This is a genomic window from Paenibacillus amylolyticus (genome assembly GCF_036894225.1).
GTDB classification, from domain to species: domain Bacteria; phylum Bacillota; class Bacilli; order Paenibacillales; family Paenibacillaceae; genus Paenibacillus; species Paenibacillus amylolyticus.
Window position 1 is genome coordinate 559,749 of record NZ_CP145892.1, and the last position, 17,653, is coordinate 577,401.

11 protein-coding genes are annotated in these 17,653 nt (G+C 46.9%); 7 read left to right on the forward strand and 4 right to left on the reverse strand.

The annotated features are described in order from the left end of the window. Nucleotides 1-132: 132 nt before the first annotated feature. Nucleotides 133-993, reverse strand: coding sequence for an AraC family transcriptional regulator (locus tag V6668_RS02655; RefSeq protein ID WP_051447037.1), 861 nt, complete (start codon nt 991-993; stop codon nt 133-135). 235 nt (nt 994-1,228) lie between these two features. Between V6668_RS02655 and V6668_RS02660 the strand changes: the two genes are divergently transcribed. From V6668_RS02660 to V6668_RS02685, 6 genes are all read left to right on the forward strand, one after another. Further along, complete coding sequence (locus V6668_RS02660) at nt 1,229-2,284, forward strand: lactonase family protein (RefSeq protein WP_338707649.1); 1,056 nt, start codon at nt 1,229-1,231, stop codon at nt 2,282-2,284. Between the two features lie 368 nt (nt 2,285-2,652). Then, nucleotides 2,653-4,530, forward strand: a complete 1,878-nt coding sequence (locus V6668_RS02665; RefSeq protein WP_422395239.1) for a rhamnogalacturonan lyase — start codon at nt 2,653-2,655, stop codon at nt 4,528-4,530. Nucleotides 4,531-5,011: 481 nt separating this feature from the next. After that, nucleotides 5,012-6,091, forward strand: coding sequence for a sulfate ABC transporter substrate-binding protein (locus V6668_RS02670; protein ID WP_091038234.1), 1,080 nt, complete (start codon nt 5,012-5,014; stop codon nt 6,089-6,091). 87 nt (nt 6,092-6,178) lie between these two features. After that, nucleotides 6,179-7,015, forward strand: coding sequence for a sulfate ABC transporter permease subunit CysT (cysT, locus tag V6668_RS02675; protein WP_047840330.1), 837 nt, complete (start codon nt 6,179-6,181; stop codon nt 7,013-7,015). Between the two features lie 67 nt (nt 7,016-7,082). Continuing rightward, nucleotides 7,083-7,958: a sulfate ABC transporter permease subunit CysW gene (gene cysW / locus V6668_RS02680; protein ID WP_338707650.1), complete on the forward strand. Its 876-nt coding sequence runs from the start codon at nt 7,083-7,085 to the stop codon at nt 7,956-7,958. Between the two features lie 156 nt (nt 7,959-8,114). Continuing rightward, the gene (locus V6668_RS02685) at nt 8,115-8,354 is read left to right on the forward strand and encodes a YezD family protein (RefSeq protein WP_338707651.1); all 240 of its coding nucleotides are present in this window, start codon (nt 8,115-8,117) and stop codon (nt 8,352-8,354) included. Nucleotides 8,355-8,452: 98 nt separating this feature from the next. Here the strand turns inward: V6668_RS02685 and V6668_RS02690 are convergent, their stop codons facing one another. Beyond that, entirely contained in the window at nt 8,453-9,991 is a 1,539-nt protein-coding gene (locus V6668_RS02690; RefSeq protein WP_422395240.1) for an extracellular solute-binding protein, read from the reverse strand. A gap of 353 nt (nt 9,992-10,344) precedes the next feature. Then, the gene (locus V6668_RS02695) at nt 10,345-12,666 is read right to left on the reverse strand and encodes a helix-turn-helix domain-containing protein (protein WP_338707653.1); all 2,322 of its coding nucleotides are present in this window, start codon (nt 12,664-12,666) and stop codon (nt 10,345-10,347) included. A gap of 364 nt (nt 12,667-13,030) precedes the next feature. On the opposite strand from V6668_RS02695, the gene V6668_RS02700 reads away from it, so the two are divergent. Then, nucleotides 13,031-15,742, forward strand: coding sequence for an S-layer homology domain-containing protein (locus tag V6668_RS02700; RefSeq protein WP_338708886.1), 2,712 nt, complete (start codon nt 13,031-13,033; stop codon nt 15,740-15,742). A 978-nt stretch (nt 15,743-16,720) separates the two neighbouring features. Here V6668_RS02700 and V6668_RS02705 read toward each other — a convergent pair. Beyond that, nucleotides 16,721-17,608: a hypothetical protein gene (locus tag V6668_RS02705; protein WP_338707654.1), complete on the reverse strand. Its 888-nt coding sequence runs from the start codon at nt 17,606-17,608 to the stop codon at nt 16,721-16,723. Nucleotides 17,609-17,653: the final 45 nt, after the last annotated feature.

Below are 17,653 nucleotides of genomic sequence, written 5' to 3' on the forward strand. Positions count from 1 at the left end.
TCACTTTTCTAGGGATGATCCCTTTATATAAAAGTTATTTGCCCTATAGACGACCCTTCTGTTCAAAAGGTTGCTGGAATTTTCCAACTGAATTCATAATCATTCAGATAGGGCTAAGTGAAGGCACTGCCTCTAACCTTTGGATTTATTTCGATAATCCGTGGGTGAACGTCCCATCATTTTGCTGAACAGACGGGAGAAGTAGTACGGGTCCTTGAATCCAAGCTCGGAACTGATCTGCTTCACGGTCCAATCGGTAAAATCCAGATAGCGGCAGGAATGCTGAATCTTCAGCCGCAGAAAGTAATCGATGGGCGAATGCCCCGTAGCTTGCTTGAATAACTGAGAGTAATGAGGGACAGACAACCGCGCGTGAGCCGCCAGTTCCTTGAGGGTGATTCCATTCTCCAGGTGCTCCAACATATATTGGACGGATTGTTCGGCCGCACGTTTGCTGCTCACGATCCCACCATCTGTTCCTGTCGTCTCCGGTCCATAAGCGAGCATGCCCAGCATATAGCCAATAATCTGGGAGGCATACGTCATCGTCTGCATGGAGTAACCCGTCTCAAGTGCGCCGTAACATTCATGGAACAGCTCAAGCCATTTTTGAGCCTTGGCCGGTGGCATGGTAGTAATATGATGAGTTAACAAGGGTTCTATGTAGGATAAAGCGTGTTCCCCGCGCAGATGAATCCAGAAGATGCTCCATGGTTCAGCTGCGTTGGCTCCGTACACATGAGGGACATGTGCAGGTAATATAACGAGGTTTCCCGGGCTGACATCATATGTCTTGCTGCCATCCATCGTATACCAGCCTGTGCCTTGGACACAGTACATCAGAATGTGTGATTCACAACCATTGGGACGGTCACGGTAATGATGCTCTGCTTCGTGAAAGTAACCGATATCGGTAACATATAATCCGGACGTGACCGGATAAGCTGCGGTTTCTTGCAGCAGGGAGTCCGGAAGCACAATGAGTTTTTGCATACGAAATCCGTCAGATTTACGCTGTAGGGGTGGTCTGTTGTTAGGTCTCATACTTTGTATTATGGTGAGAGGCGATAAGGGAGTCAATGACAGATATGAGAGCGCTCACCGGAGGTGTTCTCGATTTAGAAAGCCACGTTACAGGAAGTGAAGCAGTTGCCCGTGAATTGGGTAAGTACATACCAGTGGGAAGAATCAGAACAGTGAATATACAGGAAAAGGGAGAGATTTAGATATGGAACCAGTCAAAACACAGGAAACGCTTTTCTATACAGGTACGTATGCTTCAGCGGATGAACCCGGAATATTCCTATGTGCGTTGAATGCGGATACAGGAGAGATGCGAATCGTCAATCACATGGATGGTGTGGATAATCCGTCTTATCTGGCGCTAAGCCCGGATGGAAACTGTCTGTATGTGGCGAGTGAAACGGACGAGGGAGAGGTGTTGGTCTATCGGAGAGATGCGGCAACAAGTGAGCTGCACCTGATGGATCGAAAACAGACCAGAGGGGCTTCTCCATGTTATGTGTCTATCTCCAAGGATGGTCAGTGGGTGTTCTCATCCAACTATAGTAGCGGCAGTGTCAATGTATTCCCGGTTGGCGATCAGGGGACGCTTGGTGAGATGAGTGCATGGGTGGAGCACACGGGAAGTGGAATCAACGAAGAACGCCAGGAAGGGCCGCATGCACACTCCATTCAACCCGATCCGTCCGGGCAGTATGCTGTCGTATGTGACCTCGGTCTGGATCAGATCATTGTGTATCGGTTGGAAGATGGACGTCTGGTTACCCATCGTGAGATGGATCAACCACCAGGCGCAGGGCCAAGGCATCTTGTGTTCCATCCCAACTCGAAGTGGGCTTATGTGATCAACGAATTGGACAATACGGTTACGGCATTCCTGTACGATGAGCGCAGAGGGGAGTTCACTACGGTGCAGCACATTTCCACACTTCCAGAAGGGCATAAAGGAGAGGGTACGGCTGCAGACATCCGTGTATCTCCATGTGGACGTTTCCTGTATGCATCCAATCGGGGAGATGACAGCATCGTACTTTATCATATTGATCAGGAGAGCGGTAAGTTGGAAGCTGTAGAGTGGACGTCCACGATTGGGCAGACACCGCGTAACTTTAATATTTTGCCAGGTGGGATTCTGGTCGTGGCGAATCAGGACAGCAATAACCTCGTAGGTTTCCAGATCAGTGAAGAAGACGGACGTCTGACGCATAACGGGTTCAAGCTAGAACTGCCTCGTCCGGTATGTATTGCGCCTGTGGTATAAAAGTTGTAATACGGTGAAGTAAACGTGGAATATTACATCTAAAAAGTGGTCTATAAGCTGTAAAATCATGGAGAAACACATGGTTTTACAGCTTTTTTAGGCTTTTTATGCGAACATGGGAATCGTCCCATATCCGTGAGTCAGTTGATTGCGACTCCAGTCGACTGAAGCAATTCGAAGAATGGGCAACGGCTAACCGAAGGAGAAATCCTTTGGCATTTTTCATATGCCAACCATCCAATTACTAAATTAGACCTATAGATGGAATTATATGTTTAATTTAAAATGAATATATTAAAGCGCTTACATAAAAAGATGGCGCTACAAGGGCATCGGGCTTACCAAACCAATTGGGGAGGCAATTGTTTATGGGAAATCGATCATCATTGTGGAAGCGCACATTACGTACAGCGGGAGTATCACTGCTAAGTTCCGCGTTACTGGTCACTTCGCTTGGATTGGGCAACACGGCGGTAACACATGCAGCGGGAGCAAGGCAGATGGAATATCTGGACCGCGGTGTGGTGGCTGTGAAGACCGGGACAGGTGTGTTTGTCAGTTGGCGGCTTCTGGGAACGGAAGGATCGAATGTATCGTTTAACGTCTATCGGGATGGAACCAAGGTGAACGCTACGCCCATAACAAACAGCACCAACCTTCAGGATGCAAGCGGGACAAGCAGTTCCAAATATACAGTTCGCGCTGTCGTCAGTGGAACGGAGCAGGCTGCTTCAGCGGTAGCAAGCGTATGGGGCAATAACTATCTATCTGTACCGCTCAGTGTACCCGCAGGTGGGACAACACCCGATGGAGTAGCCTACACCTACAGTGCCAATGATGCCAGCGCAGGTGACCTGGATGGTGATGGTGAGTATGAATTGATTGTGAAGTGGGACCCTTCCAACTCCAAGGATAACTCCCAGAGTGGTTATACCGGGGAAGTGTTTATCGATGCCTACAAATTAAACGGGACACGCCTCTGGCGGATTAGTCTGGGCAAAAACATCCGTGCCGGCGCTCATTACACCCAGTTCATGGTGTATGATCTCGACGGTGACGGCAAAGCCGAAGTTGCGATGAAAACAGCCGATGGCACCAAGGATGGCACTGGCGTGGTCATCGGGGATGCAAGCAAGGATTACCGCAATTCCAGCGGTTATGTGTTGTCTGGTCCCGAATTCCTGACGGTTTTCAATGGGCAGACTGGCAAAGCGCTCTCCACGGTGAACTACGAACCGGCGCGTGGCAATGTATCCAGTTGGGGGGATAACTACGGCAATCGGGTGGACCGATTCCTTGCCGCCATTGCTTATCTGGATGGAGAGCGCCCAAGTCTGGTCATGGCGCGTGGGTACTACACCCGCACAGTGCTCGTGGCTTATAACTGGCGGAATGGACAGCTGACCAAACAATGGACATTTGATTCCAATACCTCCGGTAACTCGGGTTATGCCGGGCAGGGCAATCATAATCTGAGTGTGGCGGACGTAGATGGAGATGGGAAAGACGAGATCGTTTATGGTGCCATGGCAGTGGATGACAACGGCAAAGGATTGTACACAACAGGGCTTCATCATGGCGATGCCATGCATCTGAGTGACCTCGACCCGGACCGCCCTGGACTTGAGGTATTTCAGGTCCATGAGACACCATCCAATGCTGGAGTGGAGTTCCGGGATGCAGGTACAGGCCAGTTAATCTGGGGAGTCAAAACAACAAAGGATATTGGACGCGGCATGGCGGCAGATATTGATCCAAGATATAAAGGCGCTGAAGTATGGGCAGACGGCAGTCTGTATACAGCCAAAGGGCAGAAACTCGGGACAACCCTGCCGTCCTCCACGAATTTTGGTATCTGGTGGGATGGGGATCTGCTCCGTGAACTGCTGGACAGCAACCGAATCGATAAGTGGAACTATGCTAACAGCACAACGATGAACCTGCTCACCGCTTCCGGCGTATCTTCCAATAACGGAACCAAGTCTACGCCGAATCTGCAGGCCGATCTGTTCGGGGACTGGAGAGAGGAAGTGGTATGGCGGACGAATGACAGTTCAGCACTGCGGATCTATACCACAACAGCAGTTACGGACAAACGCATCTATACGCTGATGCATGATCCAGTGTACCGTCTTGGCGTCGCTTGGCAAAATGTAGCCTACAATCAACCGCCACACACCGGTTTTTATCTGGGAGAAGGCATGAGCACACCACCGGTACCCAATATCCGGTATGCAGGCAGATGAGGAGTGGACAAGGTGTGGCTGTCCAATTCCGTTCATGTTTTCAATAGCCAGCGAAGTATGGGATTCGCTGAAGGGAGCAACGGACGCTGGTTCGTTGTTCCTCTTTTTTTTACCAATAGCCCAGAAATACGGTAAAAATCGGAAAAAACGTTTGACAGGTATATAGACTGCCTTTATTATACGTATATAACTTACTAAACAGGTAGGAATAATAAAAATGAATTTGTTTTCATTGTGAAAACAGTCATTTTACAGACAGATGCAACCATGCAACCTGAACAGAATAACGTTCTCACCGTATAGACGGAGGAACACCGCAGCGCATCCTTTCCAGATGGAGCATGCACGGCCTTAAGCCGGCATGACTTTATGGGGAGAAGTGCGCGGGGGTTCCTCCGTCTTCTTGTTTTTTACGGGGCGTTTGATCCTGTTCAGCCGGCCTGAGGTAGTCATGCAGATCTATATCGGGGGAGTGTTATTTATGAAAAAGAGAATTCACAAGGGTATTTTGGTTGGTCTGGCACTGGTATTAACAGGAGTTCTAGCAGCATGCGGATCGGATAGCGGCGGGTCCAGTGCGGCAGGAACATCGGGGGGAGCGGAAGGCGGCACAGAAGGGCCCAAGGCCATCGAGCTGCTGAATGTTTCCTACGATCCAACGCGGGAACTCTATGAGCAATATAACAAAGCGTTTGCGGCGCATTGGTTGAAAGAGAAAGGCCAGGAAGTGACCATCAAGCAGTCCCATGGGGGATCGGGCAAACAGAGTCGTTCTGTTATTGACGGACTGGATGCAGACGTGGTGACGCTGGCATTGGGATACGATATTGATGCGATTGAAGATAAAGGTCTGATTAATGAAGGCTGGCAGGATAAATACGAGCATAACAGCTCTCCGTATACCTCTACGATTGTCTTCCTTGTACGTAAGGGTAACCCAAAGGGCATCAAGGACTGGGATGATCTGATCAAAGGGGATACGCAAGTCATCACCCCAAATCCTAAAACGTCCGGCGGGGCGCGTTGGAATTACTTGGCGGCATGGGGATATGCCCTTAAGCATAATAACAATGATGAAGAGAAGGCGAAGGAATTTGTTGGTGAATTGTTCAAACATGCGCCTGTGCTGGATTCGGGTGCTCGCGGGTCTACGACGACGTTTGTTGAACGTGGCATTGGTGATGTGTTGCTTGCCTGGGAGAATGAAGCTTTCCTATCGGTAAAAGAGTTGGGTCCGGACAAATTCGATATTGTCGTGCCTTCGGTTAGTATCTTGGCTGAACCGCCCGTTGCAATTGTGGACAAAAATGCAGACAAAAAAGGAAGCCGCGACGTAGCGGATGCCTATCTGAAATATTTGTACAGTGAAGAGGGGCAGACAATTGCCGCTGAAAATTATTACCGCCCAACGCTGGACAGCGTGGAGGAAAAATTCAAGGATCAGTTCCCGGCGCTTGAACTGTTCACGTTGAAAGATGTGTTCGGCACATGGCGGGATACTCAGGCCAAACATTTTAATGACGGTGGTATCTTCGACCAGATCTATGTTCCAGGCAGCTAAGGTTGCTCTGTTCAATGAACACCCGATCAATCGCGCTGTGAGCGGCCAACCAGCCTTACCGGCTGAAGGCAGAGAGGATGAACGTGCATGAGCAAGGTGGTTGTGGCGCGGAGACGCACATTGCCGGGATTTGGATTAACGATGGGTTACAGTGTGTTCTACCTGAGCCTGGTTGTACTTATTCCACTGGCTGCGCTGTTATTTAACTCAACAGGGCTGACGTGGGCAACCATGATTGAGGTTGCGACCAATCCCAGGGTGCTGGCTTCATTCAAGGTCAGCTTCCTGACCGCAGGTGCAGCGGCGCTGATTGATCTCGTGCTGGGGTTACTCCTGGCATGGGTGCTTGTTCGGTATGAATTCCCTGGCAAAAGGCTGTTTGATGCGGTCATTGATCTGCCTTTTGCCTTGCCGACAGCGGTAGCAGGGGTTGCTCTTACGGCGATCTATGCCGGCAATGGCTGGATTGGGCAGTTTGTAGAGCCTTTGGGCATCAAGCTCGCCTATTCACAGGCCGGGATTACGCTGGCGCTGATGTTTATCGGAATTCCGTTTGTAGTTCGCACGGTGCAACCGGTGTTGGAGGAGCTGGAGGCTGAGGTGGAAGAGGCGGCTGCCACACTGGGGGCAGGAAGATGGCGGATATTCCGTACGATTCTGCTGCCAGATCTGATCCCACCGCTGCTGACGGGTTTTGCTCTGGCTTTTGCCCGGGGCATTGGCGAATATGGCTCGGTTGTATTTATCTCAGGCAATATGCCGATGAAAACGGAGATTGCCCCCTTGCTGATCATGGCCAAGCTGGAGCAGTTCGATTATGCAGGCGCTACAGCTGTAGCTTTGCTGCTGCTTCTGGTTTCTTTCATCCTGCTGCTGATCATTAATTCCTTGCAACGTTGGAGCCGGAAGGCGGGCAGAGCATGACGATGAAGCATGATGGAATATGGATACACTCAGATGTCACTCACCCAAACCAAAGGAGGTGCAGCATATGGCGGGTCCTGTCCCACTAAGCCCTGTTCCACTCGTAAAGACCGGGCGTGGAACTAACCGTGCAACAACGGAGGCTCCATGGGTCAAATGGTTGTTAATCGGACTGGCAAGCCTGGTACTCATATGGCTGCTTATTTTGCCACTGGCCATTGTGCTCATGGAGGCGTTGAAGCAGGGTTGGGGTGTGTACATCGCGGCTCTTACCGAACCGGATGCCATGTCTGCACTGAAACTCACGTTATTGGTTGCGGCGATTACCGTACCGCTGAATACGATATTTGGTGTGGCCGCTGCATGGGTCATTACCAAATTCCAGTTCAAGGGCAAGGGACTTATGATCACCCTGATTGATCTTCCCTTTTCCATCTCGCCTGTGGTGGGCGGGTTGATTTTTGTATTGGTCTTTGGTTCGAATGGGTGGTTAGGGCCGTGGCTGTCCGAACATGATATCAAAATCATTTTTGCGCTGCCAGGCATTGTGATTGCAACGCTGTTTATTACCTTCCCGTTCGTAGCGAGGGAGTTGATTCCTCTTATGGAGGACCAGGGAACCCGGGAAGAAGAAGCGGCGGTTACGCTAGGTGCTTCCGGGTGGCGAATCTTCTGGAGTGTAACCTTGCCCAACATCAAATGGGGACTGCTGTACGGTATTATTCTGTGTAATGCCCGCGCTATGGGCGAGTTCGGAGCCGTATCTGTGGTGTCCGGGCATATCCGCGGGGAGACCAATACGTTACCACTTCATGTCGAGATTTTGTATAACGAATATCAATTCTCGGCTTCGTTTGCCGTAGCTTCCCTGCTCCTGATTCTGGCTCTCGCCACGTTGCTGCTCAAGAGCTGGCTTGGACACAAAGCCGTTTCAGAAAAGTGATTATGAGAAGAAGAAAATACAGATTGACAGCTACTGGAAGCCCTGCTAATGTATAAACCAAGTATATAGGTTGGATAAGAATGATTTATAAATCCGTTGGATGACAGCGTACTTAGGAATATGGCGGGCAATAGCCCGAGAAGAGGAGGCGGCTCTATGGCTAAGCCGTTAAAAGTGGATGAGGTATGGTTGGACCGAATTGCCGGACAGCTGAATGACATGGAGTTTGGTTCATTGCATATCGTGGTGCACGAAGGTCAGATTGTGCAGATGGAGCGGACCGAACGCAAGCGTTTTGAAAACACGCCCTCAGGCAACGCCTCCAAATCCGGAAGCACGGCACGAAGCAGTTCAGCCCGTTCACTACGCGGATCAAATGCGAGTGCGAAGGGATAGAGAGTGACGTGGCGTCAGGAATCTAGGATTGGTGCATAGGAACACAAATGTATACTTTCCAGAAACTCATGGGAAATGCATGTTCCAGATCTTCCTACCTATTGTGCACGACTTGTCTCCATATGCTCCGTATACCAATGATTCGCTTCAAGCAGCACCTGTTGCCCACCTGCATCCATGAATTCTTCCACAAAGGTATCAAAATACCCCACAGGCTGATCGCCAGTGATGATGGAGATGTACGCTCTGTCTCTCATGCGAATCAATTCAGATGAATATTGAATCAGGGCAGGGGTTGCAACCTCCAGGCGATTATAGATACCATTCTCCGTCAACCCTGCAGATGCAGCCCACTGTTCACGTTTATCCGAGGGTGTACCTGGAACCGTCATGCCGATACTTGAGCCGATCATATTAATATAATTCTCCATTCTGTTGTATGGGTAAAGTAAATGGAACGAGTTTGAATCTTCAGCGCTCCAATTCCAGTGTTTTCCTGGAAGGCCATACTCCATTTTGATCTGCTCCTCCGGATCGGGGTTGGCACTTACATAATCGAGTATCTCCAAAATTTTCTCCAGTTTTCCCGGCTCCTTCGCAGCCTCAGCTCCTATAGCAATAAAATTCATCAGTAGATTGTTCCCTTTTGAACCGCTATGTCCATCAGGACCAATAACAGGAGAACCAAATACAACCTCTGCAGTTGCGTTCTTCTGTAGCAGTTCCTTAACATTAAACGAGGCCCCCACTGGAGTTTCTTGGCCATTTTCATTAAGGACACGGTAGTCTCCCTCTTGATTCCAATGATAATAGTTGCCCATCGAGGTCATCCCAATTTTTCCATTAATAAAAGCATGGGATAGATGTTTATAGCCGCCTTTATTTTCGCCGGTTATGAACTCAGGGTCGATAATCCCGTCCCGATACCACTTTTGCATATAAGTCAGGGCTTTTTTCATCTCAGGCTCCAAAGCACCGATCACGAGTTGGTTGTTTTTTTCATTAAAATACAGTTGCTCGGTGAAAACGGACTGTCCAAAAGCGCCAAACACCACATTTAAGCCCTCTCTGGATAGGCCATACGTATCCTGTTTACCATTTCCGTCCGGATCATCTTTGGCAAAAGCATACATAACCGTTTCGAATTCATCTAATGTCTTTGGCACCTCCAGACCAAGCTGCTTAAGCCAGTCCTCTCGGTATACAACAGGGGTTCTATAGATGTTGGTCTGATTAATGGCCGGAATTCCATATAAGCCACCGTTTATTTTTCCATACTCTAGGTAACGTGAATCATAATCGCGAATTCGCTGTACGATATTTGGCGCATATTGTTCAAGAACATCCGGGGAGACTTCCGCTAAGACCCCTTGCATTTGATACTTAAGCAGATCATGCGGTTGTCTGATTCGGAACAGATCGGGTATTTTCCCTTGAGCAAGCTCCAGATCAAGCAGTTCCTCATACCGCTTGTTCTCAAGGTTCCACACCTCCAGATCGACATCAAACCGATCCTCAATATATGTAATCATCTCGGCGTCTTCAGGAACAGGGATATTTTGATGCATGGTCCAGGATATCGTATACTGCGGTGCTGTATCCTTCTCAGCGCTTGCTAGATGGTCTTGCTGTTGCACTTGTGCTGTTTCTCTTCCTAAAAAGGTACACCCACTTGTAAATACGAGAAGGAGGAGCATTGCGGAATATAGACATAACTTTCTTGAAAGGTTAAGGTTCATAGCAGCTCCTTTCCTGATTTCAAATTCTATATAGGTTTAATCAAAGAATATTTACACGGACACTCCGATGACAGAACAACCTTCCGATCGCTGTTATTCCCAGATTTCTTTTGATCCCTTCTCTAAAGGGAGAAATCCGGGAATAGCGTATGCTTCCGAAGTAGCTTTCTTTCAGAAAGCTTTTAGGCGAACGCTTCGCTTCTTCAGGTTCTTTCTGTCCTCTCCGTTTTTGTGTAAATGTTAAATTGATCCTATATAGATCCCTGCTCCATTAGATTGCGCATGAAGTTTTTTGGCGTACAGCCGTGAATTTCTTTGAACTTTTTAATGAAATAAGCAGGGGTACGGTAACCAACCGTACTTGCGACCTGCTCAACCGTAATTTCACGCTGTGTCATGAGTTCCCGTGCGCGTTCCATTCTTTGATTCGTAACATATTCGGAATAAACAATCCCGGTTTCTTCCTTGAAAAGTTTACTCAGATATTTAGGGCTGATGAATACTTGCTCTGAGACATGATCCAGCGTGAGATCGCCTGATAAGTGCTCGTGAATATAGGCTTTGACAGCCGAGATCGTATCCACACTTCGTACCTCGCTTCGCTTCTCCATCTGCATCACAAATTCGGTCACGAGATGAATCATCCATTCCGAGTATCGGTTGATATTGTAGAACAATGAAAATTGCTTGTACATATTCAATGAACTCGCCTCGGTGGGTTGCAGGCGCACCTGATTAATACACTCAGCGTAAATAGATACCGTTTTTAATAAGATAATCCGACTGTATTCGGCTGAATAGGGGCCTTCTTTTATTGTCGCGACCAATTCCTGAATGGCCTGAACCGTACCTTGCACATCTCGAGTCTGCAATTTCTTTTCAAAGTTTACGAGGTATGACTCCGGGATCTCCAGACTGCTGGCTTCCCTGTTCAGAAGATCAAGATCCTGAATGGCAGACTGCTCGGGAAAAAAGTAGCTGTATCGAATCAGGGTATTCGCCTGATGATAGCTTGTGTGAATCTTCGTGAAGTGCTCTACCCATCCGCCTAACGATAGTACAAATTCCAGACCAAATCTGCTGCTCGCCTCAGCGTGAATAAAGTCTACAATGTGATCAGAGAGCGGTTCTTCGGGTTGGTTGGTACAGATGATTACGGCTATTTTGTGATCCTGCAATTCCTCTGCCAGCAGTTGAGTTCCATCCATTTCTGCGATCTCCAGTTGCTGGATCATCGTATACAACGTATGCTGCAACTGTCGTGGCTGCAGATCCTTCCACTTCTCATTAACAGGGTCAATGACGATGCAACGGAAGCGAGAGTAGGCCATTGAAATGTGAATAGACTGGAGCTGTTCCGTAAGTTCCTCGGGTGTAAATCGGTTATTTAACATATTGAGCATGATACTATGCTTAATCATTCTGTGATTGGCCTGTAAAGTTTCTTCAAGACTATCAACTTTATTGGACAGACTGTTAAACGTTGTATCGATGAACCGATATTCGTCCTGCTTTAAGCTGGTTGGGCTATCCATCCGGCTCTTGATGTTATTCATGATTCGTTTAAGAGGACTATAGTTGGCCCTGGTAAAGATGGACGACATCGCTATTCCAACCGCAACAGCCAATAAACCGAGAAGAACCGAAATCTCCTTCAAGCTATCCAATTTATAATAGAAGCTTTCATTAGGTGTGGTTGTGTAGATTCTCCATGCATTTCCTTTAAATTGATCTTGGGTAACGACATGAGAGTCATAGTTAAATACAGGCGTGAAGCGCTCATCTGAAGAATGAAAGGTGAGCAGCGACTGCGTCAGATTCTCCTCCGTGGAGCTACCGATCAACGTTTTGTCCGCGGCAGATATGACGGTTCCGTCCTGATCGATGATTAATGTATTTGCATAGTCAGCAGGGAGCATATTTTTAATGATCTGACTGATCGCTGATTCTTTGATATCAATCGCAATCATGGCCTTACTGTCTTGTCCAGACGATTGAAACGGGTAACTATGGACATAAGAAATTAGAGGACTCATCTTGCCCTGTTCCCGTGATTCGATATAAACATCCTGAGGCACCATGCGAGTCTTCATCCATAAGGAGCTTTCTGAAGTCTCTTTCATCGCAGCAATCCAATCCGTCGTATGATCCATACTCGAAGGCGTGTCCTCATAGAGCAATAGCCCATATACAGATGAGACGATGAAGTGGTTCTTCGTATCGTACACATGAATAGCTTCAATGAGATCAGAATAATTTTGCACCATATTTTTGAGGGACTGTTCGATGTCCAGGATTTTGCTATGGTTTCCTTCTAAGCTATCTAAATCGATACTAGCGGCGTTACCGAGTGCCAGGGACAGATAGACCTGATTCACCTTCTGGATAACGGAGCTCTCAATATAATTAACAGTGCTTTTCAGTGACAGTTGATTATTGATTCGAATCTCTTTGCTGTATTGACGGGAGAAGAAGAGGTATAGAATGGAGCCGAAAAGAAGCGCAATGACAAGAACGACAGCAAGGTAGGAAAGAACCATCTTGGATCTTACAGATTGAAATGGCTTATGCATTCTTTTTCCCCCTTCATGTCTCTTTTCTAAACAACTTCATCATTATATAGCAGGCCGAGGACTAGAAATCATGTTGATCGAAATTTAACAAACTCCCACTCCATAATTTACTTTCAGTTAATAAAGCGTTTACAAAAGTAGGTATTTTAATTGATAAATGTAGTATCTAACTCCATTTTTCTTGGCATATAAGCTCCGGAACGTACGATTTTGATATAAAACGGAATTTGTTCTATAGATGCGAAACGCTCCCTAATGCTACAGTAACGGCAGATCAGACATCTGTATAGAGTCTTTCTTACTCATTTGCAGATGCAGAAGCAAAAAAATAATTTACCATAACGGGAGCGTGTATTTGCAAGCCATGAGAAAACCACTTAAAAAGTCACTGGCATTACTTCTAATGTTGTCTATGGTAGGTCCGACATTTGCAGAGAAAAGTTTTGCAGCCGATCAGAAGATTCAGTTCTCTGATATTAAGGGACACTGGGCGGAAGCAAATATTCAAGCATGGGGTGATGAAGGATTAATTCGAGGTTACCTGGATCATTCATTTAAACCGAATACGTATATTACAAGAGCAGAATTTATGAATTTGGTAAACGGTGCTTTTGGATATTCCGGACAAGCTAAAATTACCTTTAATGATGTGTCTGAGAGTGCATGGTATTACGAAGCAATTTCTATTGCAAATGCGAATGGATATATAGATGGATACACCGATGGCACAATGAAGCCGCAAGATCCGATCACCCGTCAAGAAGCAGCTAAAGTGATCGCTGGCATTTTGAATCTGGAGTTAAATGAAACAGCAGCGAATGTATTTAGCGATTCATCGTCTATAGCGGCGTGGAGCAAGGGAGCTGTAGGTGGAGCGGCAGCAACGAAAATTATCTCCGGATATGCAGATGGAACCTTCAAACCGCTTAATTCCATTACTCGTGCCGAAGCGGTGTCTGCGCTCGTTAAAGCTGTGGAAACAGATGCTACTACAGCTGCCAAACCAGCTAAGCCAAAAGGAACGGCAACCGTTCTGAATGTTAATCCCCCAGCAGATGAAGCTCGGTTATCCGCCGTGAAGCACGGAGCCAATGCCGGAGACGACACCTTGAAAAATATTGCGGAAACCAATCCGTTTATTGATATTTTAGACGGTTTTGATCAAGTATGGTCCATGAACCTAGCGGATTGGAGAGATGGAACAGCGGCAACTAAAATTGGAGCTGACGGGAAAAATGCAAAGTATGGAGATGGACCGACTCCATATTATGACGGCTTTAAGAATGATCCAACCGTAGCTGTTGCTGATCAGAAAACATATGCAAATGAAGAGATCCGAAACAAAGCAACTTGGGAAGCCAATATCAAATATGTAGAAAAAGTCACGCAAAATCGCACAGGTGAAGAGACATTGGCAGCCTATTATGATGACCAAAGAGATAAGATCTATAGCGTGATGGAGGGCTTTGGTCCGTTGGCTAACACGTATGTAGATATCATCAAGCCAAAGACAAACGTTGAACGAACGGTGGACGAGATGAATGTGGTATTGACCGAGGAAACAGTGGAAGATGAAAGCCAAGGCATTGGAGATTGGGAAGCAAAGACGGAACTTTCAGACTTGGTCCATTTAGTTGATCTGGTTCGATTCAAAATTCCTGCCTCATCTAATCCCTCTAAATATTTCTACTCTTCCCCTAGACCGTGGAGAATGAATTCCAATGGAGAAGTGAAAGAAGTTGTTGACAGCAAGGGACTGCCTGTATGGGAAACCTTGGGCGAAGGTGAGAAAAAAGAAGTACCTTTGGCTTCAGGCGGCACCAAATCAACAGGAGAAAAACATTACCAGCAATACGAAACTAACGTTAAACTTATTCCTGCGTTAACTTATGTCAAACGAATCGCTGAGGATGGAAGAGGGAAAGATGGCGCATTTCCGAGCGGACATACCAGTGCAGCTTACTTATCCGTATTTCCTTTGGCATACGCTACACCAGAACGATTCACTGAATTGTTAACGAGAGCAGCTCAGTTGGGCGAGAATCGAATCGTAACGGGGATGCACTCACCGCTTGATGTTATAGGAGGAAGAATACAATCCACAGCCATGGCTGCATATGCACTTAATCAGGCTGAGAACAAAGATGTGTTAGAGAAAGGTTATGAGAATGCAGGAGAAGTATTTGGGGCTGCAGCCAAGGAAAAAAATATGAGTCTGTATGAGTATGCACACACCGTAACAGAGGATTACACGTTCAAGAGTGCTTACGATGAACACAAATGGGAAGATCATGATGCCAATAAAGCCTTCTATAGAGAAAAGATGACTTACGGTCTACCACAAACCGGAACCAAAGGTTTGGCTCCAGTTGTACCGCAAGGAGCAGAAGCCCTGTTAGAAACACGTCAACCGTATTTAACAGATGAGCAACGCAGACAAGTATTGTATACAACATCCATTGACTCTGGATATCCTGTACTGGATGAATCCAAGGGCTGGGGTAGAATTGATCTGGTCACGGCTGCGGATGGCTACGGTGCATTCTTGAACAATGTAACTGTGGATATGGACGCTTCCAAAGGGCGCTTCAATGCACAAGACTGGTGGAGAAATGATATCACCGGTAGTGGAATGCTCACGAAAAAGGGAACAGGAACCCTTACATTGACAGGAAAAAATAGCTACACAGGCGGAACCTTACTGCAAGCAGGAACATTGGTAGCCGAATCCGCAACGGCTTTTGGTACGGGTGATCTGTATGTAGAAAATGGAACAGTTGTCGTTGATGTCGACGGAGCACTCAACTTAGATAGGAACTTTACCATGGATAACGGTACGTTGGAATTGGTAGTGACTGACAACAACAGTCAGCTGAATGTTGGCAGAAAGCTCTATATTGATGGAGGAAGTCTCAAACTCGACTTGTCCAACTATAAGATTGAAGGTTCCAAAGATATTACGTTAATCACGGCTAATGGAATTACAGGTGAATTCGACAGTGTAACTGCCGAAGGTTATGACGTGACTGTCACGTACGAAAATGGTCGTGTCATTGCACATGTTGTAGCCAAATAAGTGAAGTAATTATCCATGATATAAAGTGAACTAAAGAATGTCACACATGCCACTTCGATGACAGAATAACTTTCCGATCACTGTTATCCCAGATTCTTTCCTTCTTCAAAGGAAAAAATCCGGGGATAAGCATATGCTTTCGATGGAGCTTTCTTTCCGAAAGGCTTTAGGCGTAGCGAATGCTTTCGAAGTAGTTTTCATACAGAAAACTTGTAGCTTCGCTTCTTCACGTTATTTCTGCCCTCTCCGTTTTTGTGTAATTATTAAAGTTCGTTTTATATCGTTCAATTCTTCGCAAGAAAAGATTATAGAAAAGGGCTTAAACTACAATGTAGTTTAAGCCCTTTTCGCGTACAGTTACGTTGGGATATAGGGGATGTTTTCAACACGTCCTGAAAGCCGAACTGTATCTGAACGTGTCCGGAGTAGGCAAGCGCTAAATACTAAATGTAAGAGCAAGCAATTAGGACTTCGCAAAAGCGATTTTCCTATTTTCCTCTACCAATGAGAATTTTCGCTTCGTACGAGAGAGAAACGAGGTTTCCTCTCAGTCGCGCTTGGAACAGAGCATGAACAGGGGTTGAGCGCTAACGAATATGAGGCGTCTTATTCAAGGGTTTGAAGCACCCGCAGAAATCTAAGGAATCTGAGACACGTTATATCGAAATGTACGGCGTTTTAGAGCGTTTTTATCGAGCGATTTTGGGAAATAACGTGTCTGAGGTTTTTTACAATTTTGAAAGAGGCTGTAGAGGCCAAATAAGACGTCCTGAGTTCCTTAGAAAATAGATTGGCTACTCAATAGGATCAGCCAGACGGGAGCTCGATAATTTTGGGACACTGACATCCATCATCGTATAGCATGCCGAGTAAGGAGACACGACCTGATCGGTGAAAATCCAGCCGAGGGAGGGCCAAGTCTCGTATCATCGATGTGGGTATCTAAGTTTAATCATACGGAAGCGGCTGAATCGTAGGTTATTCGTCGGTGTTGGTACCAGATGTACGACGTGTATTTCCTTCCAGTTCCGTAGAGACTTGCTTCGTTGGTTCCAGATCCGTATGTCCTGCGTAGGGGCGCTCACTTCGAGAGCGTGTCCCAGTCAACCCGAAACCCGAAGTGAATATAATCAGCTGTAATCCAAGGGCGTAGGGCGCAGCAATAGGTCCAATCAGATGGAGCAACGAGCATAGCGCGATCAGCAAGGAGAGCATTTTGGTTACTGTACTTGACCTATCCCGGCGTGGGCTGGCCCAGAGCAGGTAACCATATATTATGGTGATCATCAGGGAAATTGCGCGAATCCATGGCAAGATGCTGTCCCATGAGTCCACAGGCACGTCCAACATCCGCTGACGAAATACCAGATCTATAACCAGAAACCCTGTAGCCGCCAGTGCGGCTGGTTCGGCTACAGGCCGAAGGATGGTCCAGACCGCTGTGCCCCAATGATCTGCATGAGTATCCCGGCTTAGTTCATCCGATAATACGGTGCATTCCCGTTCCAGTGCTCTGTGCATCAGTCCGATTCTGGCAGGGTCATGATCCTTAATACAGTCACGGATCTGGTCCTGTAGCTGAGGAGATAGGTAAGATGCAGCTTTGCAGGCTAACATTGCTGTTATCAGATCGTCATGTTCGTGTTCCAATCGTTCATAATTCCGATTTTCCTGGATGGTAAGTTGTCCCAAGAGGGCTGTACTTATGTATAATGTATCTCGTATCCTTCTCATTCGCCTTTCGTGGCTGCGGCGAACTTCAGTGGCAGACCATATGTATATCCCCAGAAGCAAAGCCATGACTCCAAACAGTACAGCCACAGCGCCTGGGCGCGATGTTAGATCTTCAATCCAACGTTGAAACACACTTGTTCCTCCTTTGCACCAACTTCACGTATCATGAAACACGCT

What these genes read in the sequence shown, in the direction of transcription:
- V6668_RS02700 (WP_338708886.1), top strand. Translation starts at nt 13,031, where the DNA reads ATGAGAAAACCACTTAAAAAGTCACTGGCATTACTTCTAATGTTGTCT.
- cysT (WP_047840330.1), top strand. Translation starts at nt 6,179, where the DNA reads ATGAGCAAGGTGGTTGTGGCGCGGAGACGCACATTGCCGGGATTTGGA.
- V6668_RS02660 (WP_338707649.1), top strand. Translation starts at nt 1,229, where the DNA reads ATGGAACCAGTCAAAACACAGGAAACGCTTTTCTATACAGGTACGTAT.
- V6668_RS02695 (WP_338707653.1), bottom strand. Translation starts at nt 12,666, where the DNA reads ATGCATAAGCCATTTCAATCTGTAAGATCCAAGATGGTTCTTTCCTAC.
- V6668_RS02670 (WP_091038234.1), top strand. Translation starts at nt 5,012, where the DNA reads ATGAAAAAGAGAATTCACAAGGGTATTTTGGTTGGTCTGGCACTGGTA.
- V6668_RS02655 (WP_051447037.1), bottom strand. Translation starts at nt 993, where the DNA reads ATGCAAAAACTCATTGTGCTTCCGGACTCCCTGCTGCAAGAAACCGCA.
- V6668_RS02685 (WP_338707651.1), top strand. Translation starts at nt 8,115, where the DNA reads ATGGCTAAGCCGTTAAAAGTGGATGAGGTATGGTTGGACCGAATTGCC.
- cysW (WP_338707650.1), top strand. Translation starts at nt 7,083, where the DNA reads ATGGCGGGTCCTGTCCCACTAAGCCCTGTTCCACTCGTAAAGACCGGG.
- V6668_RS02665 (WP_422395239.1), top strand. Translation starts at nt 2,653, where the DNA reads ATGGGAAATCGATCATCATTGTGGAAGCGCACATTACGTACAGCGGGA.